Origin of the sequence: Halorubrum sp. SP3, from assembly GCF_005435195.1 — an archaeon.
Taxonomy (GTDB): Archaea; Halobacteriota; Halobacteria; order Halobacteriales; family Haloferacaceae; genus Halorubrum; species Halorubrum sodomense.
In genome coordinates, this window is sequence record NZ_SGTU01000006.1 from 99,708 (window position 1) to 119,338 (window position 19,631).

Here is a 19,631-nt window from a genome sequence, read left to right on the forward strand (position 1 = left end):
GCGTTCGGGCATGGCCGAATTCAAAGTCGTCGTCGCCGACCCCGAGACCGGCGAGACGTTCCAGCGAGAGGTCGACGGACAGGACGCCAACCGATTCCTCGGTCGCGAACTCGGCGACGAGATCGGCGGCGACGCCGTGGGGCTCTCCGACCACACGATCGAACTCACCGGCGGCTCCGACGAGACCGGGCGCCCGATGCGCGAGGACGTCTCCGGCACCCGGCTGAAGGAGCTCCTCTTGGAGGGCGGCGTCGGCTTCGAGCCGTCCCGCGACGGCGAGCGCAAGCGTATCACCGTTCGCGGCCGCGAGATCGACGACGACGTCGCGCAGATCAACGCGAGCGTCGTCGACGGCGACGGCGACGTGGCGGCCGCGTTCGGCGAGGGCGACGCCGAAGCCGACGAGTAGCGACGGCCCGATGCCTCACGTTCCCTCCGACGGCGAGGACGTTTCCTCGATCCGCGTCTTGCTCGCCCGGAGCGGCGGCACTCGCCGCCCCTGCGTCAGGCTCCCGGACGACGACGCGCTCGACGGGCGCGTCGAGTCCGGCGCGGACCGCCTCGACGACGGGCTCGGCGTGAGCGCGGGCGATCTCGTCCGGATCGCGTTCGACCGCGAGGAGTACCACGCGCGGGTCGCGGCCGACTCGCGGGGGCGACTCCTCCGCGGCGCGTTCGACAACCGGCGACTCGCGCGCGGCGCCGGCGAGGGCGCGAACCGGCTGGTCGAATGGCTCGACGCGAACGGCCGGGAACCGGGTGACGGTGTCGTCCTCGATGTCGTGGTGTCCGGCGAGCTGTACGGCCTCCGGATCCCGGGCGATCGGACCGTGTACGACGCGAACCGCGGGCCGCGGTCGTCGCTCGCGGACATCGCCCGCGACGTCGACGAGTGACTGCGACGGGACGACGGGGCGCCGTCCGGAGGCGGCGCGGTACGGGCCCGCCGGCGCAGGCCGAATCGCTTATTCTCGCTCGGGCCCGAGGTCGCTCCATGCAGGAGGTCGACGCGGATCTGACGACGCTCGACCGCGCGATCATCAACGCGTTCCAGGGCGGCTTCCCGGTCGCGGAGCGTCCGTTCGACGCCGCGGCGGCCGCGCTCCGCGAGCGCGGCGTCGACGTCACGGGGACGGAACTGTGCGAGCGCGTCCGCGAGCTCGACGAGGCGGGAACCCTCTCGCGGTTCGGCGCGCTCGTCAACGCCGAGGAGATCGGCGGGGCGGCGTCGCTCGTGGCGATGCACGCGCCCGAGGACCGCTACGAGGCGATCGCGGACATCGTCAACGAGTTCACCGCGGTCGCGCACAACTACGAGCGCGAGCACCCCCATCTCAACATGTGGTTCGTCGTGAGCGTTGCGGACCATCCGGACCCGGACAAGGACGGGAGCGATCGGGTCGAGGAGGTGCTCGAAGAGATCGAGGCGGCGACGGGTCAGGAGACGTACAACCTCCCGAAACTGCGCGAGTTCCACGTCGGCGCGAGGTTCCTCGTCGACGGGCCGGTCTCCGACGGCGACATCGATCTCTCGGATCTCGGCGCCGAAGCCGCCCCGAGCGACCGCGGGACGCTCACCCCCGACGAGCGCGACCTCGTCGTCGAGATCCAGGGCGGCCTCCCGGTCACGGAGACGCCGTACGCCGACGTGGCGGCCGCCATAGACGCCGATGTCGACTGGGTGGTCGAGACGATCAAGCGGTTCGAGCGGGAGGGGAAGGTGCGCCGCGTCGGCGTCATCCCGAACCACTACGCGCTCGGCTACACGGAGAACGGGATGACGGTCTGGAACGTCCCCGAGGACGCCTTAGACGAGGTCGGCCCCGCCGTCGCTGACTTGGACTTCGTCACGCACTGCTACGAGCGCCCGCGCCACGCGGGCGTCTGGGAGTACAACTTCTTCGCGATGACGCACGGCCGCACCGAGGCGGAGAGCGAGCGTCGGATCGCGGAGGTGCGAGAGCTGATGGACGAGCACTGGGACGTCGGCGCCGACGACTGGGACACGCTGTTCTCGACGCGCATCCTGAAGAAGACCGGCATCCGCATCGCGGACCGGGCGGACAGCAACACGGCGTGACCCGCCGAACTGCGGGGCCCGAGGGCCGAACGTGACGCCGCTGTACCACGACCTCTCGGGCGAGACGGTGGTCGTCTTCGGCGGCGGCGCCGTCGGCTCGCGGAAGGCGAAGGGGTTCGACGAGGCGGCGCAGGTCGTCGTCGTCAGCCCCGAGTTCGACGAGCGGCTGCGCTCGCCCGCGGACGAGCGCGAGGCAGACGAGCGCGAGGCAGACGAGCGCGAGGCGGCCGACGCCGCGGACGGGCCGGCCGTCGAACTGGTCCGCGCCGCCCCGGACGCGGACGCCGTCACAGACTGGATCGATCGGTTCGACCCGGCGCTCGCGGTCGCCGCGACCGACGACGCCGCGGTCAACGCCGCCGTGGAGGCGGCCGCGCTCGACCGGGGGATCTTGGTCAACCGGACCGACGTCTCGGGCGGCCGCGACCCCGGGAGCGTCGTGGTGCCCGCGACGATCGAGGACGATCCGGTGACCGTGGCGCTCTCGACGGGGGGAACGAGCCCCGCGCTCGCCAAGGCGCTGCGCGAGCGGATCGAGGCCGAGATCGAGGGAGCCGGCGCGATGGCGGCGCTCTCGGGGGAGATCCGCGAGGAGCTGAAAGACGAGGGCGTCGCCCCCGAAACGCGTCGGGAAGCGGTCCGGCGCGTTGTCAGGTCGCGGGGGGTTTGGAAGGGTTTACAAAAGGGGAGATCCAACGGACGGCAAGAGGCCGACACCGTGATCGAGGAGGTACTCAACCGATGAGAGAGACGGGTGCGATCGCCGGCGTGAGCGTCGCCCACGCCGACGCGACCGTCGACGAGATCGAGGCCGCCGGCGGCGACGGCGTCCGCGCGACCGTCTCCGACCTGCTCGCTCGCGAAGGGGTCGAAGAGGCGTTCGCGGTGCAGACGTGTAACCGCTCGGAGGCGTACGTCGTCACCGATCGGACGGTCGACGGCACGACGGCGCTCTCGACGTTCGCGCCGGACGTCCGCGGCGGCGCAGTCCGCCGCCTCGACCACGAGGAGAGCCTGGAACACCTGATGCGCGTCGCCTCCGGGCTGGAGTCGCTCGTGCTCGGCGAGGACCAGATCATCGGCCAGCTGCGCGAGGCCTACGAGGAGTCGAAGTCCGCGGGCGGCATCGGCCCCGTCCTCAAGGACGCCGTGACGAAGGCGCTCCACGTCGGCGAGCGCGCGCGGACGGAGACCGAGATCAACGAGGGCGTCGTCTCGCTCGGCTCCGCCGCCGTCCGACTGGCGGCCGGCGAGATCGACCTCACCGACGGGACGGCCGTCGTCGTGGGCGCCGGCGAGATGGGGACGCTCGCGGCCCGCACGCTCGACGACACCGCCGTCTCGGGGATCGTCGTCGCGAACCGCACCGTCCCGCACGCGGAGTTCGTCGTCGAGGAGGTCAACACCCCCGCGGAGGCGGTGTCGCTGGCGGACCTCCCCGCGGTCATCCCGGACGCCGACCTCGTCGTCACCGCGACCGGGAGCCCCGACCTGATCGTTCACCCCTCGTACGTCGACGACGCCGGCCGGCTCGTCTGTATCGACATCGCGCAGCCCCGCGACGTCGACCCCGCGGCCGGCGCCCGCGAGGGCGTCACCGTTTACGACATCGACGACCTCGAAGACGTCACCCGCCGGACGAGGGAGAGCCGTGCGGAGGAGGCCCGAAGGGTCGAGTCTCTCATCGACGAGGAGCTCGACCGGGTTCTGGAGGCGTACAAGCGCAAGCGCGCCGACGACGCCATCTCGGCGATGTACGCCGGCGCGGACCGCGTGAAGGCGCGCGAGCTCGACCGCGCGATGTCGAAGCTGGAGGCCCAGGGCGAGCTGACCGACGAGCAGCGCGAGACGGTCGCGGACATGGCCGACGCCCTCGTCGGCCAGCTGCTCGCGGCGCCGACGCGCTCGCTTCGGGACGCCGCCGGCGAGGACGACTGGGAGACGATCCGCACGGCGCTTCAGCTGTTCGACCCCGAGTTCACGTCCCAGGCCGACGGGCCGGAAGAGGCGGACATCACCGACGCCGCGGCCGGCGGCCCCGACGCGATCCCCGACTCCGTCGTCGAGGAACTGGACGACTAAGTCGTTTACTTGTAACAGACTGATAGCGGAGCGACGTTGAACGGCTCCGCAGTTCCGGTCGATCGCTTATAAGTCGCTGCCCGCACGGTGAACGCCTCCAAAGCCCCAGCCGCGAGGCGGGCGCACGCTCGCTGCGGTCCTCGTCGCTCACTCCGTTCGCTCCTGCGGTCCTTGCTTCGCCTGCGCCCGCCTCGCGACTGCCCCTTTGAGTCCCGCCCCGCACAGCGACCGCAGCCTCACGGCTCCCCAGCCTCGCGGCTCCCTCCGCTTCGCTCCGGTCGCCGCGTCCAGCGAGAATCGAAGATTCTCTGGCAGCCGGCGCGTAGCGCCGGCGACAGCGAGGCGCGACGCGCCTCTGGCAGTCGGGCGAAGCCCGACGACCTCGCGCGTGCGACTCGCGGCCTCCGCTTCGCTCCGGCCGCTCGCAGGCACGCGCCACCGCCGTGTTCACTTGTAAACGGCCATCTGTGAAGTTCGAGATCACCAGGACTGCGACCCGCCTCCTTTCCGACGGACCGCCGCGCTTTATTCCCCGGCCGGTCCACGGGTCGGTATGAAGCTCTCCGAGTACGTCGACCAGCTCGACGACCGGCTCGACACGGCCGCGTACGCCGACGTCGACGCGAGCGCGAACGGGTTACAGGTGGGGCCGGACGACGCCGAGGTCGAGCGCGTCGCGTTCGCGGTCGACGCCGCGCGGGCGACGATCGAAGCCGCCGCGGACGCCGACGCGGACGTCCTCGTCGTCCACCACGGGCTCTCGTGGGGCGGCATCGAGCGCGTCACGGGCCGAACCCACGACCGGATCGCCGCGCTCGTCGAGCACGATATCGCGCTGTACGTCTCACACCTCCCGCTCGACGGGCACCAGGAGCTGGGCAACGCGGCGGGTGTCGCCGAGGAGATCGGCCTGAGCGAGCGGGAGCCGTTCGGCGAGATGGGCCCGGCCACGGTCGGGACGATCGGCGAGACGGGCGAGCCGCGGTCGGCGGCCGCGATCCGCGAGACGCTCGACGGGTTCGAGGGCCAGCCCGACGGCGAAGCGTCGCCGACCCGAGTGCTCGACTTCGGTCCCGACGAGATCGAGCGCGTCGCGGTCGTCACCGGCACCGGGGTCGACTGGCTCGACGAGGCGGTCGCGGGCGACGCGGACGCGCTGGTCACCGGCGAGGGGAAACAGCAGGTCTACCACGACGCGCGGGAAGCCGGAATCACGGTGTTCCTCGCCGGCCACTACGCCACGGAGACGTTCGGCGTCCGCGCGCTGGAGTCGCTGACCGCCGACTGGGGCGTCGAGACGACGTACCTCCCGCACCCGACCGGACTGTAGGTCGACCGTCGAGGCGACCGCGCCGGCGGCGCGCTCGCCGCCGAACGCAACCCTTACCGCTCGCGTCCGCGCAGTCGGAGTATGCGCGATCACTTCGAGATCCGGGACCACGACGCGGCCGGCCGGATCGGCCGGCTGGAGGTCCCGCGCGCCGACGTCACGGTCGAGACGCCGGCGCTCCTGCCCGTGGTCAACCCCAACGTGCTCACGGTAGAGCCCGAGCGGCTCCGCGGGGAGTTCGGCGCGGAGATGCTTATTACCAACTCCTACATCATCCGCAGCACGGACCGCATCCGCGACCGGGTGCTCGATCGGGGGCTCCACGAGTTCCTCGGCTTCGACGGCGCGATCATGACCGACTCCGGCTCATTCCAGCTGGCCGAGTACGGCGACATCGACGTGACGACCGAAGAGATCATCGAGTTCCAGCGGAAGATCGGCAGCGACGTCGCGACGCCCGTCGACGTGCCCACGCCGCCCGACGCCGACCGCGAGCGAGCGGAGCGGGAGCTGGCGACGACGAAGCAGGCGCTCGCGGACGCGGAGTCCGCGGAGACCGGCGAGATGCTCGTCAACGCGCCCGTTCAGGGTGCGACGTACGCCGACCTCCGCGAGGAGGCGGGGCGGCACGCGGCCGCGACCGACCTCGACGTGTTCCCCGTCGGCGCGATGGTCCCCCTCCTGAACTCCTACCGCTACGCCGAGGTGGTCGAGGCCGTGCGCGCGGCCAAGCGCGGTCTCGGCCCGGGAGTTCCGGTCCATCTGTTCGGCGCCGGCCACCCGATGATGCTCGCGCTCGCCGTGGCGGCCGGCTGCGACCTGTTCGACTCGGCCGCCTACGCGCTGATGGCGCGCGACGGCCGCTACCTCACCGTCTCGGGGACGGAGCACCTCGAAGCCCTGGACTACCTCCCCTGCTCGTGTCCGGTGTGTACGGATCACACGCCGGCCGACCTCCGCGGGTTCGACGACGGCGAGACGGAGCGGCTGCTCGCGGAGCACAACCTCCACGTCACCTTCGAGGAGCTGCGCCGCGTGAAGCAGGCGATCCGGTCCGGAACCCTGCTCGAACTGGTCGACCGCCGCGCCCGCGGCCACCCGGCGATGCTCGACGGCTACCGCGCGCTGCTCGACCACGCCGACGAACTGGAGCGCACCGACCCCGGGTCGAAGGACGCGTTCTTCTACACCTCACACGAGGCGGCCCGTCGGCCCGAAGTGGCGCGACACCGGGACCGACTCGCCCGGTTGGCGGCGCCCGAGCGCCTCCTCCTCACCGAGTCGAAGGCGCCATCGGACCACGACTACGACGCGGTGTGGCGCGTGAAACCGCCGTTCGGCCCGTACCCGCCCGCCCTCTCGGAGACGTACCCGCTCACCGCCGAGGTACCCGAGCGGACCGACGACGCGGCCCAGGTCGCGGCCGCGGCGGGCGTCGGCGCGCTGGCGGCGGCCAACCCCGAGACGGCGCTTACGCTCGGTCACGACGCGTGGTGCGAGCGCGCGCTCGACCGGATCCCGGACCGCGTCGAGACGGAGAACCTTCGGACGCTCGGCTGACGGAGACGCTGCTCCCCGGTCGGACGGTGCGTCGCGTGCCGCGAAAAACCGTAGCCGTGACCCGGTCGACCTCGCTTCGGGGGAGACCGCGTCAGTCGCGTCGGTGCCCGAGCGGCTTCTTCTGGTCGACCTCGACCTCGACGTGGATCGAGTCGGGGAAGTCGCGCCCGACGACGTCGCGCGCGATGTCGTCGGCGCCGTGGATCTCCATCGAACGTCGGTACACGTCGTAGCGCCACGGCGAGAACTCGTCGCCGGGCGCGAGGTTCTTGTACAGCGGGACGGTGACGTTCTCCGAGGGGCTCGCGTGGGGGCCCTTACACTCGGCGCCCTTGCGTTCGAGGGTCTCCTTGAGTTCCTGAACGGTCTCGGCGAGCACGTCGCGGTCGCCGGACGCGAAGTCGAGTTTCGTGACGAAGGTCATGGCTGGGGGTCGTGCGCCAATGGCCGCCCGAGCGGTAAAAACGCATCTACCCGTCGTCGGGGCGGCCGCCCGCTCCGCGAATCCCCCTCGGAGACCGGTCGACGCAGCCGAGTCGCTCGTCTCTGTTCGGAAGTCCGACACGCTCTTTAGGGGTGATCGCTTACCTGCGGCCAATGACGGTCGAAGCGACCAGTGCCGGAGCCATCCTCTTCCGCGATACCCGCGGCGAACGGGAGTACTTGCTCCTGAAGAGCCGACCGGGGGACTGGGAGTTCCCCAAAGGCGGGGTCGAGGGGGACGAGGAGCTCCAGCAGACGGCGATACGAGAAGTCGGCGAGGAGGCCGGGATCGAGGATTTCCGGCTGATCGACGGGTTCCGCAGGGAGTACGACTACGTGTTCGAGGCGAACGGGAAGACCATCCACAAGACGGTCCACCTGTTCATCGCGCGCTCGTTCGAGGCGAGCGCGGAGCTCTCGAAGGAGCACCGCGACCTCCAGTGGCGCGACTACGATCAGGCGCTCAACACGATCACCCAGGACGGGCCGCGCGAGATCCTGGAAGACGCCCACGACTACCTCGACGAGCGGAAAGACGAGGAGAACGGAAAGTACGTGTAAACTACCCTACCCTACTCGCTCACGGCGCTGCCGTTCGTGGTTCGAGACGGCTCCGCCGTCTCGTCATCACGAGAGACGCGGCGCGTCTCTCGAACGACTTCGTTGAGGGTAGGGCTTTCGCGTGGACTCCTGTTCTGGCCATCGCTGGCAGGCTCGTAATCGCCGTTCACGTTCAACGTCACGCGATTCAAGCGCACGTTTACGGGTGCGCCTCCGCCCGACGACGTTTGCGCCGAGCGGAGATGCTTCAGACCGATATTCTTCGCCGCATTGTAGTCGGCGTTCACTTCGTAACCGCACTTCTGGCAGCAGAACCGCGCTTGTGTCTCGCGGTTCTCTCGGAGTGTCGTCCCGCACTTGGAACATCGCTGGCTCGTGTACGCAGGACTCACCTGTTCAACCGAGATGCCGACCACCTCGGCTTTGTACTCGACGTACTCGAACAGGCGTCGGAACGCCCACGCGTGGAACTTCTTGGCGTTCGCCATCCGCTCACGAATTCCGGTCAGGTTCTCGAACGCGATCACGTCACAGTCGTATTCGAGGGCTTCCGCGACGAGTTCTTTCGAGACAGTGTGTAAAAAGTGGTCGTAGCGTCCGGTCTCGGTGCGTCCAACTGACTGGATGGTCTCGTGAGCGGCCCGCGTCCCGAGCTGTTGAAGCGACCCGCGTCGCTTCTCGAACTCGCGGCGCCAATGGTTCAGCTCTGCCCCGTTCCAGAACGTGCCTGTTGACGTGACGGCGACGTTTTCGATGCCGAGGTCAACGCCGAGGACTGTGTTGTGCCCGTCGTTGCCGTCGTCGGCAGTCTCGAACTCCGCGTCCGCCTTTGTGCGGACGTGAAGGTAGAACTCGCCGTCGCGGTAGTGTAGTTCTGCGCCCGTCACCTCGTAGTCGTCGTTGAACAGATACTCCGAATGAGGCGTCTCGCGATCCTCGTCGGGGAGAACATATCTGGCGGTGATACGTCCCTCGACGGTCGAAAGCGTCGCGTGGTCGTCGTTGAACGTCGCACATCGCATGTCGTAGACGAGCGTCGGGGCGGAGAAGCGCGGCTTTCCCGCGTAGTCACCCTGTTTCCAGCGTGCGACAACGCTCTGGACGGCGTCGGCGGCCTTGTTGCGAGCGTTCTGGACGAGATTCGCTTGGAGCCTCGTTTCGGCCCGCACGTCGTCGTAGGTTTCACGCTGGAGTTGGGCTTTGCTCGTCGTCTTGTACTCACCTCGCCAGGCGTGGTCAACGACGTAGTTGGCGGCCCACAGGAACTCGGAGATGGTTTCGTGGAGGAGGGCGGCGTCGCCGTCGGCCACGTCGAGTTTGACGGGGACCGTGCGACGTACCTCTATCCGTAATTCAGATGTTACGCTAAGTATTCATTATAGTACTGTTTTTGGAGGAGAGTTAGCCACGTGTAGAACGTGGTAATGACGGTATCATGTCGGTTTCCTCCCCGACCTACTCGCTCCCTTCGGTCGCTCTCTCCTCACGGGCCGCAGGCCCGTTCGGATGGTCAGCGGGACCTACGGTCCCGCACGACTCGAGGTCGGGGGCTCCAGCTTGAATTACGCTGATCGGGACGCGGGGGCGCACCGCGACCGATCGACGCCCGCGCCCCGAGCGATTTCCTTTTGTCCGTACCCGCCGACCGTTCGACCAGTGACGCCCGACGCCGAGTTCGGCTACGAACTGCTGGTCTGCCGGTACGCCGAGCTGGCGTGGCACCCGAGCGAGGGGCCGCGGCCGGCGATCGTCGCCCGCCAGCTCGGCACCGAGGCGCGCCGCTGGGACACGGTCGTGATCGAGGTCGACCCGGCGGCGTTCGCGCGGCGCCGCGAGTTCGGCGATCGGACTCTCGACTCGGACCTCCTCCACGTCGTCCGGGGGGCACCAGCCGAGTGGGCGTTCTACCGCGACGCGCTGCCCGATCCCGGCTATCCGTGGCGCTACGTCCGGCAGGCGGTCCACCGCGCCGCGGGCCGGGACCTGATAGCGAAGCGCCGCGACGGGAATCGGATCCAGATCCGCCGGAAGCGACCGTACCCGGACTGGGTCGAGCGGATCGTCGCGGTCGAGAACAAGCCGGACCTGGACCGCTCGGCGGCCGACAGGCTCGTCGACCAGCTCGCCCACGACGTCGAGACCGCGCTCGCCGACGAGGCGTGGCTGGCGACCGAGACGACCGGTGAGCGCGTCGAACCCGCCCTCCTCCGCGAGCTGCCGGTCGAGGCCGGGATCCTCGCGACCGACTTCTCCGCGGGCGTCGACGCCGACGCGGCCGACGTGGCGTGGCATCCGAGCGACCTGGCGCCCGCGGAAGGCGAGGCCCGGAGTCCCGAGACCGAGACGCTGCGGCTGGAGATCGCCGAGCGCGCCTACGGGAAGGGGTGGCGCTCGTACCACGACACGATGCGCCCCGACTGCCGGCATTTCGAACTCCGGCGCGAGGGGGGCGCGCTCGTCCCGCACTGCGCGGCGAAGGGGACGCTCCCGACCGCCCGGGAGTGTTCGGGATCCTGTCCGGAGTTCTCACCGGAGCCGCCGGGGTGGCGGACGAACGGGTGGCCGATCGAGGGCGGCCCCGGGAAGGGGTTCACACGCGTGTTGGCCCGGCGGCGGGACCGCGAACGCGATCGGGTCGAAACCGTTGAGTGAGCGGCGGTACCAGCCGGTCGTATGCGGTTCCCCACCCCCCCGCTCTCCGAGTACGCGATCAACACGGCGTTCGTGGTCCTCACGCTGGCCGTCCTCCAGTACACCGGCTGGCTCTCCGACGACCCCGCCGGGCTCGAACCGGCGTTCCTCGCCGTGGTCGCGGTGACGTTCCCGGCCTTCTCGTACCTGATCGCCCTCGTCGGAGCGAACGTTCGGTCGAACGCGGAGTGAGGCTCGGCGGCGTCGACCGAGCCGTCCGCGGCCGCCCCGTAACCACCCCCAACGCCAGCGCGGTCGCCCCCTACGCCAGCGCGGCCGCCAGCTTCTCGATCGGGTGCGTCGGCTCCGGCACCTCGCCCGGCCCCTCCTCCAGCTGCGTCCGGCAGGAGGTGCCGGGCGCGACGAGTTCGTCGCCGTCGCTGGCCAGGACCTGCTCGAACAGGGTCTCCCCGATGGCCTTGCTCATCGAGTAGTGTTCGGCCTCGTATCCGAACGAGCCGGCCATCCCGCAACACGAGGAGTCGAGCGGGTCGACGCCGTAGCCGGCGCGCCGAAGGACACCGACGGCGTGGTGGTCCTTCTTCGTCGCCTTCTGGTGGCAGTGGCCGTGGTAGGTGAGCGACTCCGTGGGCGCGTCGAGGTCGATATCCTCGTCGAGCCGACGGGCGTCGACGTACTCCATGACGCCGTAGGCGCTCTCGGAGACGGCGGCCACGTCGGCGTCGGGCACGTCGCTGGCGCCGCCGTCGAGCAGGTCGTGGTAGTCCGACTGAAGCATGACGGCGTCAGAGGGCTCGACGACCACCACGTCCCAGCCGTCGCGGACGTCCGGCGCGAGCGTCTCGACGGCGGACTCGGCGGTCGCGCGTGAGACGTCGAGCATCCCCTTCGAGTGCGGTGGGCGCCCGCTGCCGTCCACGTCCGGAATTTCCACGTGGCAGTCGGCGGCCTCCAGCACGCGCACCGCGGCCTTCCCCGCGCCGGGGTTGGTGTAGGTGGTGTACACGTCGGGGAAGAGGAGCACGTCGCGGGCGGCCTCGTCGCGCGGGACGCCGGCGCCGCCGCGCGCCTCGAACCAGTCGACGAGCGTCTCCGAGCGGAAGGCGGGGAGGTCTCGCTCCCTCGCGATACCGAGCGCCTTCTCCGCGATGAGCCCGCTCCCGGGGAGTTTGTTCGGGAGGTTCGAGAGCGGCGCGAACCGCGACGCGAGCGGCGCGAGCGACTCGAAGCGGCCGAGCAGCCGCGTCCGGAGGTCGACACCGTGTTCCTCGTGGTGGGCGTGTTCGACCTCCGCCTTCAGCTTCGCCATGTCGACGCCGCTCGGGCAGTCGACCTTACAGCCCTTGCAGCCGACACAGAGGTCCATCACCTCGGTGACGAACTCGTCGTCGGTCGGATCGGCGGGGAGTTCGCCGCTCATGGCGCCGCGGAGGGCGTTCGCCCGGCCGCGCGTCGACTGGATCTCCTCGTCGGCGGCGCGGTAGGTCGGACACATCACGCCCCCGGTCGTCTCTTGGGGTCCTCGACAGCCGCCGCAGCCATGGCAGAGTTCGACCATCCCCTGCATTCCGTTGTCGACGGCCCACTCCATCGCCGGATCGAAGCCGGCGTCGTGCTCGTAGTCGGCGTCGAACCGGAGGTTCTCGCGCATGTCGAACTCCCCGCAGACGTTGCCGGGGTTGAGCAGCCAGTCTGGGTCGAACGCGGTCTTCAACTCGCGGAACGCCTCCCAGAGGTCGTCGCCGTACAGCTTGCGGTTCCACTGGGTGCGCGCGCGGCCGTCGCCGTGTTCGCCCGAGACCGACCCGCCGAGCCGGACCACCGCGTCGGTGACGCGGTCCGCGATGTCGAGCATCGCCTCGACGTCGTCGACGTCCTTCGTGTTGATCAGCGGGCGGACGTGGAGGACGCCTGGTCCGGCGTGCGCGTAGAAGGTGGCGAAGGTGTCGTTGTCGTCGAGGATCTCCTGGAACTCGCGGGTGTACTCGGGGAGGTGTTCCGGCGGGATGGCGCAGTCCTCGATGAAGGAGATGTGCTTCTCGTCGGTGGTCCGCGAGAGGAGGATCGGCAGGCCCGCCTTGCGCATCTTCCAGAACCGGTCGCGCTTCTCGGGGTCGTGCGCCTCCATCGCGTGGACCGCCCGACGGGGGTGGCTCGTCGTCTCCGCGGCGCCCGCGCTCGGGTCGACCGCGGTGTCAACGGCGCCCGCCTCCCCGTCGAGGGCGCCCGCCTCCCCGTCCGCCTCCTCGTCGACAGCGCCGACTCGATCCGCGATCAGGTCCGCGACCTTCCGTTTCCCCTCGGCGTCGCTGTCGGCGTAGAACTCGACGAGGAGGACGGAGTCGGTGCCGTCGGGGAGCGTCCCGACGACGTCTTCGAACTCCGGCGTGTCGGCCGCCAGGCCCAGCAGCACGTCGTCCATCACCTCGACGGCGGCGGGGTCGTGCTCGAGGCACGCCGCCACGTCCTCCATCGCGTCGAGCAGGTCGTCGTAGGTGAGCAGCGCGACCGCCTTCGTCTCGGGGATCTCGACGAGCGAGACGGTCGCCTCGGTGACGGTCGCGAGCGTCCCCTCGCTGCCGGCCATGAGGCGGGCGAGGTTGACGACGCCTTCCTCGCCGTACTCGCCGCGATGTTCGGCGAGCAGGCGGTCGAGGTTGTAGCCGGAGACGTTCCGCTTCAGTTCCGGGAACCGCTCGTCGATCCGGTCGGCCTCCTCGTCGAGGATTCGGACGACCTCGGCGTGGATTCGGGGCAGCAGGTCGTCGGCGTCGGGGTCCGCCGACTCACGCAGATCCTCGACCGCGACCTCGCCGAACGTCGCCACGGTGCCGTCCGCGAGGACGACCTCCAGTTCCTCGACGTAGTGGTCGGTCTTCCCGTACTTCAGCGAGTGCGAGCCGGTGGAGTTGTTCCCGATCGCGCCGCCGACCGCGGACTTGTCGCGCCACGCCGGGTCGGGCGCGAACTTCAGCCCGTCGCCCTCGACTGCGGCGTTGAGGTCGCCCACGTACGCGCCGGCCTGGACGCGGGCCGTCTTCGTGCCGGGATCGGCCGACACCACCTCGTCCATCTCGCCGGTCAGATCCAGGACGACCGCCTCGTTGACGGTCTGTCCCGCGAGCGAGGTCCCGCCGCCTCGCGGCAGGACGGGGATCCCCTCGGCGAAGCAGTACTCGTGGACGGCCGCGACGTCCGCGGCCGACTCCGGGATCACGACGCCGATCGGCGTCACCTCGTACGCGGAGGCGTCGGTCGCGTACAGCCGCTTCGAGTAGTCGTCGAACCGCACGTCCCCGTCGACGCGGCGGTCGAGCGCGTCGACGAGGTCCGGTCGCTCCACCTCGCCGCCGGTGTAGTCGAAGTCCCCGCCGTCCGTCGGGTCCGGGCTCGGGGTGTTGGTCGCCATGCGACTCCCTCGCGGTCGAGCGATGAAAAAGCTCCTGCCGCTCGCCCCTCGCGGGAATCCGATCGCCCGAGCGGGGCCGAACCGGAACCGTCACACCGCCACGGTTCTGCGCGCCGAGAACGGCCCCAACACCCATATGCCGGCCGTCGAAGGAACGATCATGACGCTCGCAGACGCGTCGACGTTCACCCGTCGACTCGACGACCTCGGCGTCTCGGTCTCCGCGGGACCGCCGTCGGAGTGCGCGGCCATGATCGACGCGGCCGCGGGCGAGCCGGCGGTCGGGGTACCGCTGAACCGTTCCGGCCCGGACGCGTTCGCGGACTCGCCGGCCGGCCTTCCGGACCGGATCGAGACCGACCCCACGACGGCCGACTTACGCGGGGCCCACACCGGCGTCACCGCGGCCTCGCTCGGCGTCGCCGCGTACGGGAGCGTCGCGCTGGAGGCGGACCCGGACGGGACGGAGCCGGTGGGCCTCTTCGTCGACCGCCACGTCGTCGTGCTCCGCGAGGCCGACCTCGTCCCGGACATGCCCGACGCCTTCGACTGGCTCGGCCCGCGGGCGCGCGACGACTCGGTCGACGTGGTGTTCGCGACCGGCCCGAGCGCGACCGCGGACATGGGCGGGCTGGTCCACGGCGCGCACGGGCCGAAGGAGGTCCACGTGGTGCTGTTGCGGGACGAAGACGCGGCGGACGGCTCGGACGCCGCTGTCGACGCGGAGGACGGCCAATGAGTAGCGACGCCGAGACCGGCGCCGAGGAGGCGGCGGCGACCGAACCGGCGGGCAATCCCGACCGCGAGACGAAGGCCGAGCGGATCCGCGAGCTGCTGGCGACCGAGGGCGACGCGGTCGCAGAGAACACCCGCGGCTTCAACGAGGGGCGCTACGGGTCGACGGGGCGCCTCGACGGCTACGAGGCGCTGAAAGCCGAGGCGCGCGCCATCAAGGAGGACGCGATCGAGCGGCTCCCGGAGCTCATCGACGAGGTGACGGAGGCGGTCGAGGCGAACGGCGGGACCGTCTACCTCGCGGACGACGCGGCCGACGCGAACCGGTACGTCCGCGAGGTCGCGGCCGAGCGCGGCGCCGAGCGCGCGGTGAAATCGAAGTCGATGACCTCCGAGGAGATCGAGGTGAACGACGCGCTCGAAGCGGACGGCGTCGAGGTCGTCGAGACCGACCTCGGCGAGTGGGTGCTCCAGCTGGCCGACGAGGAGCCCTCCCACATCGTCGCGCCGGCGATCCACAAGTCGCGTGAGGGGATCGCGGAGCTGTTCGCGGAGCGGTTCGACCCGGAGGACCCGCCAGAGACCGCCGAGGAGCTCACCATGTTCGCCCGCGAGCGGCTCGGCGAGCTGATCGAGGGCGCCGACCTCGGGATGACCGGCGCGAACTTCGTCGCGGCCGATTCGGGGACGATGTTACTGGTCACCAGCGAGGGGAACGCCCGCAAGACGGTGACCGCGACCGACACCCACGTCGCGGTCGCGGGCGTCGAGAAGCTCGTCCCGACGGTCGAGGAGTTCTCCCCGTTCGTCGAGCTGATCGGTCGCTCGGGGACGGGACAGGACGTGACCTCGTACATCTCGACGCTCACGCCCCCGGTCGACTCGCCGGTGCCGGACTTCGCGGCCGACGAGACGCCCCTCGCCGTCGACCCCGACGGCCCCGGCGCCGACCGCGACTTCCACCTCGTGCTTATCGACAACGGGCGCATGGCGATGCGCGACGACGAGACGCTGCGGGAGACGCTGTACTGTATCCGGTGTTCGGCCTGCTCGAACGCCTGCGGGAACTTCCAGAGCGTCGGCGGCCACGCGTTCGGCGGCGAGACGTACTCCGGCGGGATCGCCACGGGCTGGGAGGCGGGGATCGAGGGACTCGACACGGCCGCCGAGTTCAACGACCTCTGTACCGGCTGCTCGCGCTGCGTGCCGGCCTGCCCGGTCGGCATCGACATCCCGTGGATCAACACCGCGGTCCGCGACCGGATCAACCGCGGCGAGGCCGACCCGAGCCAGCTCGACTGGGCGTTCGAGGAGTTGGTCCCCGACGAGGAGCCCGGCGGCCTCGACCTCGGCACGCGGCTCGTGGGCAACTACGCGACGCTCGCGAAGTGGGGGCACAGGACCGCGCCGGTCGCCAACCGCCTCGCGAACGCCGGGCCGGTGCGCGCGCTGGCCGAGCGGGTGGCCGGGATCGACCGCCGCCGCGACCTCCCCGAGTTCGCCCGCGAGTCGTTCGTCGAGTGGTTCGACGCCCGAGGCGGGCCCGCGGTCCCGGCCGACGAGGCGACGCGCGAGGCGGTCGTCTACCCCGACACCGCCACGAACTACGTCGACGTCGAGCGCGGGAAGGCGACCGTGCGCGCCCTGGAGGCGCTCGGCGTTCACGTTCGGGTTCCGGACCTCCCCGGTAGCGGGCGCCCGCCCCTCTCGCAGGGGATGATCGCGACCGCCGAATCGGCGGCCGAGGACCTCTACGCGGGACTGGCGCCACACGTCGACGCCGGCCGCGACGTGGTCGCGATCGAACCGAGCGACCTCGCGACGTTCCGGCGCGAGTACGAGCGGTTCCTCCCGGACGGATCTCACGAGCGGCTCGCCGACGCGAGCTACGACGCGATGGAGTACGTGTTCGGTCTGCTGGAAAGCGGCGGCGACCCGGCGGCGCTGCGCGCGCCGAGCGAGGGAACCGGACCGGTCGCGTCGGGAAAGCGGATCGCGTATCACCCGCACTGCCAGGCCCGCACGGTCGAGGTCGGCGAGTACGCGACCGCGGTCTTCGAGCGGCTCGGATACGACGTTCGCGTCTCCGACACCGAGTGTTGCGGGATGGCGGGCTCGTTCGGCTACAAGACCGACTACTACGAGCTGAGCGTGGACGTCGGCGAGCCGCTCCGTGAGCAGTTCGGCGACACCGACCGCACCGTCGTCGCGCCCGGCACGTCCTGTACCGAGCAGCTCGACGCCCTGCTGGACGCGTCCCCGATGCACCCGATCGAAGTCGTCGCGCCGCGGGAATAGCCCGGCCCGCGGCGCGCGGGAGGGGGCGTCGGTCGCGGGGTCCGCCGGCGTCCGCCGCGCTGACCCTCGCCGCGTTGACCCCCCGCCGGCGTCCGCCGCGCTGACCCCCGTCGGCGTCCGACGCGCGTCGTTCGACAACGAACGCTTAATAGGCGCGCTCGTGACCGTATCGTGTATGAACGCAGCCCCCGAAGAGATCACGTCGCTCGTCGGTCGCGAGGTGTACTCGAGCAACGGCGTCTTCGTCGGCGAAGTCGAAGACATCCAGCTCGATCTGGACGCCCGCGCCGTGACCGGACTCGCGCTGGCCGAACTCAACCGCGAGCTGTTCGCCGGACAGGTGGGCGGCTCGACCGGCGTCGTCGTCCCGTACCGCTGGGTCCGCGCCGTCGGGGACGTGGTCCTGATCAACGACGTCATCGAGCGGTACGACGCCGGCGAATCCGACGAGGAGGCGAACGAGATCGAGGCCCGCTCCGAGTCGCGATAGCGGGGTTCCGCCCGCCGACGCCGCGACGCGGTACCGGCTCAGAAGGGTAACGCGTCCCGGAGGCTCGCGATCACGCCCCGTTCCTCGCGGCGCGCCTCGTCGAACACCGGATAGAGGGCGTTGAGAAACGCCGTCTCGTTTTCGAACTCCCGCTGCGGCACGCGGTCGAGAGCGTCCGAGAGCGCGAGCGAGCGCCCCTGCGCGTCGTAGGGGATCTCCGGGTCACCGAGCGCGTCGCGTATCTCCGCGGCCGTCGCGGGAAACGACACGTCCGCCTCGTCGAGCCGGGCGTCGAGCGCCGCGATGCCGAATTCGATCGCCTCGGGCTCGGCGGTATCACCGCCGCCGGGTGGCCGTGCTGCCATTGCGACCGGATATTTCCTCCGACGGCTTGAAACCCCTGCTCTCGGCTCACTCGGGCACGGACTCCGTCGGCGGGGCCGCGTCGACGACGGCGAGCTCGACCCCGTCCCCGGACCGGTCGAAGGCGGCGACCGAGTCGGCGTCGTACGGCGGCACCGCGACGATCACCACGCCCGCGAGGTCGTCGGTGCGGGAAATCCCGAGGAAGCCGTCCGGATGCGAGACGAATCGCGCGCCGCCCTCGCCCGCCGGCGTGCCGAGGTCGACGCCGAACACGGAGCTGACCGAGCCGCCCACGGACGGGAGCGTGAAGTGGGTCACCACCGGCGTCGCCGGGTCGAGCCCGAGGTCCGTCTCGAACTCGCCGGCCGGCGTCGACGAGAGCCGGACGTTCACCTCGTCGGGGTCCTCGCTCGCCGCGCGCTCGCGGAGCACCGTCAACAGGTCGCGGGTGACGTAGATCACTGGTCGGCCGTCGGTACGGGACGCACTGGCAAAAGGTCACGCACGATGCGGTCGACGCGTCCGGCGCCGCTCTCCGGCCGCCCTCCGGCCGCTCTCCGCGCTCAGAACGGCAGCGCCGACTTGAGGGTCTTCGCGTACAGGCCGGGGGCCTTCGACCGCGAGCCGGAGAGCGCGTCCTCGAGCGCGACGGCCGCGCGCTCGTGGACGCCGACGCCGTGGCCCACGAGGACGCGTTCGGGGTCGAGCCCGGAGAGGGGGGCCGTCGGCGGCGTGAGCCGGAGCATCGGGTGGACGCCGAGCCGCTCGCGGTCGCCGCGGAAGTACGACCCCGTGCCGAGCGACTCGGGGACGATCAGCGTCTCCCCGTCGAAGAGCCCGACCTCCTGCCACGGCGGCAGCGAGGAGTCGCGGATCCGGATCGCCTCGAAGCCGGTGTCCGCGAGCCGCGAGCCGAACCGCTCGATTTCGACGTCCGGACCGAGCTCCTCTGCGACGCCCGTCATCCGCTCGGGGGCGTACACGGGAGCGTCGTGGCGCGCGGCGAGTTCGCCGCTGTCGCGCACGTGGCGGTCAAGCCCGACCACGACGCCGGCCACGTCGCCGAGCTCGTCGAGGAGCTCGTCGACCCCGGGCGCGTCGACCGGGTCGACCACCCACACGTCGTCCGCGCCCGTCTCGTCGTTGTGGACCGCGAACGCGTGGCTCGCGCGCTCCATCGTCTCGTCGGGGTACGCGATCCAGCCGACGCCGCCGTCGTAGCGATCGATCTCGTGGAGGTCCGGCTCGCCGCCTTTCATTCCCATACTACCCGTTCGGCCCGGACGCTTGTTAAGTCGTCTCCGGCGGAACGCCGATCCGGTGTTACCGGTGATCGCAGCGGGGGCGACTCAGGCCTCCGGCCATTTGATCGAACAGCCCCGGGAGGGCCGGTCCGGAATTTCGCCGTCCTCGCCCGCGAGGACGGCGTCGACCGCATCCCGGATGTAGAACTCCGTCGGCTCGTCGTCGGGGTTGAGCGCGTCGTCGAGCCGGCCGTGATACTGGAGTCGCCACGTCCCGGCCTCGCGGCCGAAGAGGAACGGGTCGGGGGTACACACTGCGTCTTGACATCTTCCCACGACTG

The 19,631-nt window shown here is 70.7% G+C and carries 19 protein-coding genes and 1 pseudogene; 13 read left to right on the plus strand and 7 right to left on the minus strand.

All coding sequences use genetic code 11. The features are described 5' to 3' along the window. The first annotated feature begins 10 nt into the window (after positions 1 to 10). From EXE42_RS06680 to tgtA, 7 genes are all read left to right on the plus strand, one after another. Entirely contained in the window at positions 11 to 409 is a 399-nt protein-coding gene (locus tag EXE42_RS06680; RefSeq protein ID WP_092921829.1) for a 30S ribosomal protein S6e, read from the plus strand. 10 nt (positions 410 to 419) lie between these two features. Further along, positions 420 to 896 carry a hypothetical protein gene (locus tag EXE42_RS06685; RefSeq protein ID WP_137706154.1) on the plus strand — a complete coding sequence of 159 codons (477 nt, stop codon included), beginning with the start codon at positions 420 to 422 and terminating at the stop codon, positions 894 to 896. Positions 897 to 994: 98 nt separating this feature from the next. After that, positions 995 to 2,080: an Lrp/AsnC family transcriptional regulator gene (locus EXE42_RS06690; protein WP_137706155.1), complete on the plus strand. Its 1,086-nt coding sequence runs from the start codon at positions 995 to 997 to the stop codon at positions 2,078 to 2,080. 31 nt (positions 2,081 to 2,111) lie between these two features. Continuing rightward, entirely contained in the window at positions 2,112 to 2,825 is a 714-nt protein-coding gene (locus EXE42_RS06695) for a bifunctional precorrin-2 dehydrogenase/sirohydrochlorin ferrochelatase (RefSeq protein WP_137706156.1), read from the plus strand. Then, the gene (hemA, locus tag EXE42_RS06700) at positions 2,822 to 4,162 is read left to right on the plus strand and encodes a glutamyl-tRNA reductase (RefSeq protein ID WP_092921837.1); all 1,341 of its coding nucleotides are present in this window, start codon (positions 2,822 to 2,824) and stop codon (positions 4,160 to 4,162) included. The genes EXE42_RS06695 and hemA overlap by 4 nt, the downstream gene beginning before the upstream one ends. Before the next feature lie 553 nt (positions 4,163 to 4,715). Beyond that, positions 4,716 to 5,492, plus strand: coding sequence for a Nif3-like dinuclear metal center hexameric protein (locus EXE42_RS06710; protein ID WP_137706158.1), 777 nt, complete (start codon positions 4,716 to 4,718; stop codon positions 5,490 to 5,492). A gap of 81 nt (positions 5,493 to 5,573) precedes the next feature. Then, on the plus strand, positions 5,574 to 7,052 hold the full coding sequence (tgtA, locus tag EXE42_RS06715; protein ID WP_137706159.1) for a tRNA guanosine(15) transglycosylase TgtA: 1,479 nt from the start codon (positions 5,574 to 5,576) through the stop codon (positions 7,050 to 7,052). Positions 7,053 to 7,143: 91 nt separating this feature from the next. Here tgtA and EXE42_RS06720 read toward each other — a convergent pair whose 3' ends face one another. Beyond that, positions 7,144 to 7,476, minus strand: coding sequence for an uS10/mL48 family ribosomal protein (locus EXE42_RS06720; RefSeq protein ID WP_092921843.1), 333 nt, complete (start codon positions 7,474 to 7,476; stop codon positions 7,144 to 7,146). Between the two features lie 173 nt (positions 7,477 to 7,649). On the opposite strand from EXE42_RS06720, the gene EXE42_RS06725 reads away from it, so the two are divergent. Beyond that, positions 7,650 to 8,096: a bis(5'-nucleosyl)-tetraphosphatase gene (locus EXE42_RS06725; protein WP_137706160.1), complete on the plus strand. Its 447-nt coding sequence runs from the start codon at positions 7,650 to 7,652 to the stop codon at positions 8,094 to 8,096. An 11-nt stretch (positions 8,097 to 8,107) separates the two neighbouring features. On the opposite strand, the gene EXE42_RS06730 is transcribed toward EXE42_RS06725, so the two are convergent. After that, positions 8,108 to 9,442 carry an RNA-guided endonuclease TnpB family protein gene (locus EXE42_RS06730; protein ID WP_137706161.1) on the minus strand — a complete coding sequence of 445 codons (1,335 nt, stop codon included), beginning with the start codon at positions 9,440 to 9,442 and terminating at the stop codon, positions 8,108 to 8,110. Between the two features lie 310 nt (positions 9,443 to 9,752). On the opposite strand from EXE42_RS06730, the gene EXE42_RS06735 reads away from it, so the two are divergent. Both EXE42_RS06735 and EXE42_RS06740 read left to right on the plus strand, forming a co-directional pair. Further along, positions 9,753 to 10,748 carry a DUF5787 family protein gene (locus EXE42_RS06735; RefSeq protein WP_092921849.1) on the plus strand — a complete coding sequence of 332 codons (996 nt, stop codon included), beginning with the start codon at positions 9,753 to 9,755 and terminating at the stop codon, positions 10,746 to 10,748. Positions 10,749 to 10,769: 21 nt separating this feature from the next. Further along, on the plus strand, positions 10,770 to 10,979 hold the full coding sequence (locus EXE42_RS06740; protein ID WP_092921851.1) for a hypothetical protein: 210 nt from the start codon (positions 10,770 to 10,772) through the stop codon (positions 10,977 to 10,979). Positions 10,980 to 11,049: 70 nt separating this feature from the next. Here the strand turns inward: EXE42_RS06740 and EXE42_RS06745 are convergent, their stop codons facing one another. Beyond that, a complete protein-coding gene (locus EXE42_RS06745) occupies positions 11,050 to 14,157 on the minus strand; it encodes an FAD-binding and (Fe-S)-binding domain-containing protein (protein ID WP_137706162.1) in 3,108 nt (1,035 codons plus the stop codon). Between the two features lie 160 nt (positions 14,158 to 14,317). On the opposite strand from EXE42_RS06745, the gene EXE42_RS06750 reads away from it, so the two are divergent. From EXE42_RS06750 to EXE42_RS06760, 3 genes are all read left to right on the plus strand, one after another. After that, positions 14,318 to 14,896 (plus strand): LUD domain-containing protein, encoded by a 579-nt coding sequence (locus EXE42_RS06750; RefSeq protein ID WP_137706163.1) that lies wholly within the window; start codon positions 14,318 to 14,320, stop codon positions 14,894 to 14,896. After that, positions 14,893 to 17,190, plus strand: a complete 2,298-nt coding sequence (locus EXE42_RS06755) for an LUD domain-containing protein (protein ID WP_137706164.1) — start codon at positions 14,893 to 14,895, stop codon at positions 17,188 to 17,190. The genes EXE42_RS06750 and EXE42_RS06755 overlap by 4 nt, the downstream gene beginning before the upstream one ends. Positions 17,191 to 17,365: 175 nt before the next feature. After that, the gene (locus EXE42_RS06760) at positions 17,366 to 17,680 is read left to right on the plus strand and encodes a PRC-barrel domain-containing protein (protein WP_092921857.1); all 315 of its coding nucleotides are present in this window, start codon (positions 17,366 to 17,368) and stop codon (positions 17,678 to 17,680) included. Positions 17,681 to 17,718: 38 nt separating this feature from the next. Here EXE42_RS06760 and EXE42_RS06765 read toward each other — a convergent pair whose 3' ends face one another. The 4 genes and pseudogenes from EXE42_RS06765 to EXE42_RS06780 form a co-directional block, all read right to left on the minus strand. Beyond that, positions 17,719 to 18,045, minus strand: a complete 327-nt coding sequence (locus EXE42_RS06765; protein ID WP_092921859.1) for a hypothetical protein — start codon at positions 18,043 to 18,045, stop codon at positions 17,719 to 17,721. A gap of 46 nt (positions 18,046 to 18,091) precedes the next feature. Then, entirely contained in the window at positions 18,092 to 18,508 is a 417-nt protein-coding gene (locus EXE42_RS06770; protein WP_092921861.1) for a hypothetical protein, read from the minus strand. Between the two features lie 101 nt (positions 18,509 to 18,609). After that, positions 18,610 to 19,305 (minus strand): hypothetical protein, encoded by a 696-nt coding sequence (locus tag EXE42_RS06775; protein WP_092923218.1) that lies wholly within the window; start codon positions 19,303 to 19,305, stop codon positions 18,610 to 18,612. A 90-nt stretch (positions 19,306 to 19,395) separates the two neighbouring features. Then, a pseudogene (locus tag EXE42_RS06780) lies at positions 19,396 to 19,626 on the minus strand (thioredoxin family protein); the annotation flags it as partial. Positions 19,627 to 19,631: the final 5 nt, after the last annotated feature.

What these genes read in the sequence shown, in the direction of transcription:
- EXE42_RS06765 (WP_092921859.1), bottom strand. Translation starts at nt 18,045, where the DNA reads ATGGCAGCACGGCCACCCGGCGGCGGTGATACCGCCGAGCCCGAGGCG.
- EXE42_RS06775 (WP_092923218.1), bottom strand. Translation starts at nt 19,305, where the DNA reads ATGAAAGGCGGCGAGCCGGACCTCCACGAGATCGATCGCTACGACGGC.
- EXE42_RS06690 (WP_137706155.1), top strand. Translation starts at nt 995, where the DNA reads ATGCAGGAGGTCGACGCGGATCTGACGACGCTCGACCGCGCGATCATC.
- EXE42_RS06750 (WP_137706163.1), top strand. Translation starts at nt 14,318, where the DNA reads ATGACGCTCGCAGACGCGTCGACGTTCACCCGTCGACTCGACGACCTC.
- EXE42_RS06725 (WP_137706160.1), top strand. Translation starts at nt 7,650, where the DNA reads ATGACGGTCGAAGCGACCAGTGCCGGAGCCATCCTCTTCCGCGATACC.
- EXE42_RS06740 (WP_092921851.1), top strand. Translation starts at nt 10,770, where the DNA reads ATGCGGTTCCCCACCCCCCCGCTCTCCGAGTACGCGATCAACACGGCG.
- hemA (WP_092921837.1), top strand. Translation starts at nt 2,822, where the DNA reads ATGAGAGAGACGGGTGCGATCGCCGGCGTGAGCGTCGCCCACGCCGAC.
- EXE42_RS06685 (WP_137706154.1), top strand. Translation starts at nt 420, where the DNA reads ATGCCTCACGTTCCCTCCGACGGCGAGGACGTTTCCTCGATCCGCGTC.
- tgtA (WP_137706159.1), top strand. Translation starts at nt 5,574, where the DNA reads ATGCGCGATCACTTCGAGATCCGGGACCACGACGCGGCCGGCCGGATC.
- EXE42_RS06710 (WP_137706158.1), top strand. Translation starts at nt 4,716, where the DNA reads ATGAAGCTCTCCGAGTACGTCGACCAGCTCGACGACCGGCTCGACACG.
- EXE42_RS06745 (WP_137706162.1), bottom strand. Translation starts at nt 14,157, where the DNA reads ATGGCGACCAACACCCCGAGCCCGGACCCGACGGACGGCGGGGACTTC.
- EXE42_RS06680 (WP_092921829.1), top strand. Translation starts at nt 11, where the DNA reads ATGGCCGAATTCAAAGTCGTCGTCGCCGACCCCGAGACCGGCGAGACG.
- EXE42_RS06755 (WP_137706164.1), top strand. Translation starts at nt 14,893, where the DNA reads ATGAGTAGCGACGCCGAGACCGGCGCCGAGGAGGCGGCGGCGACCGAA.
- EXE42_RS06760 (WP_092921857.1), top strand. Translation starts at nt 17,366, where the DNA reads ATGAACGCAGCCCCCGAAGAGATCACGTCGCTCGTCGGTCGCGAGGTG.
- EXE42_RS06720 (WP_092921843.1), bottom strand. Translation starts at nt 7,476, where the DNA reads ATGACCTTCGTCACGAAACTCGACTTCGCGTCCGGCGACCGCGACGTG.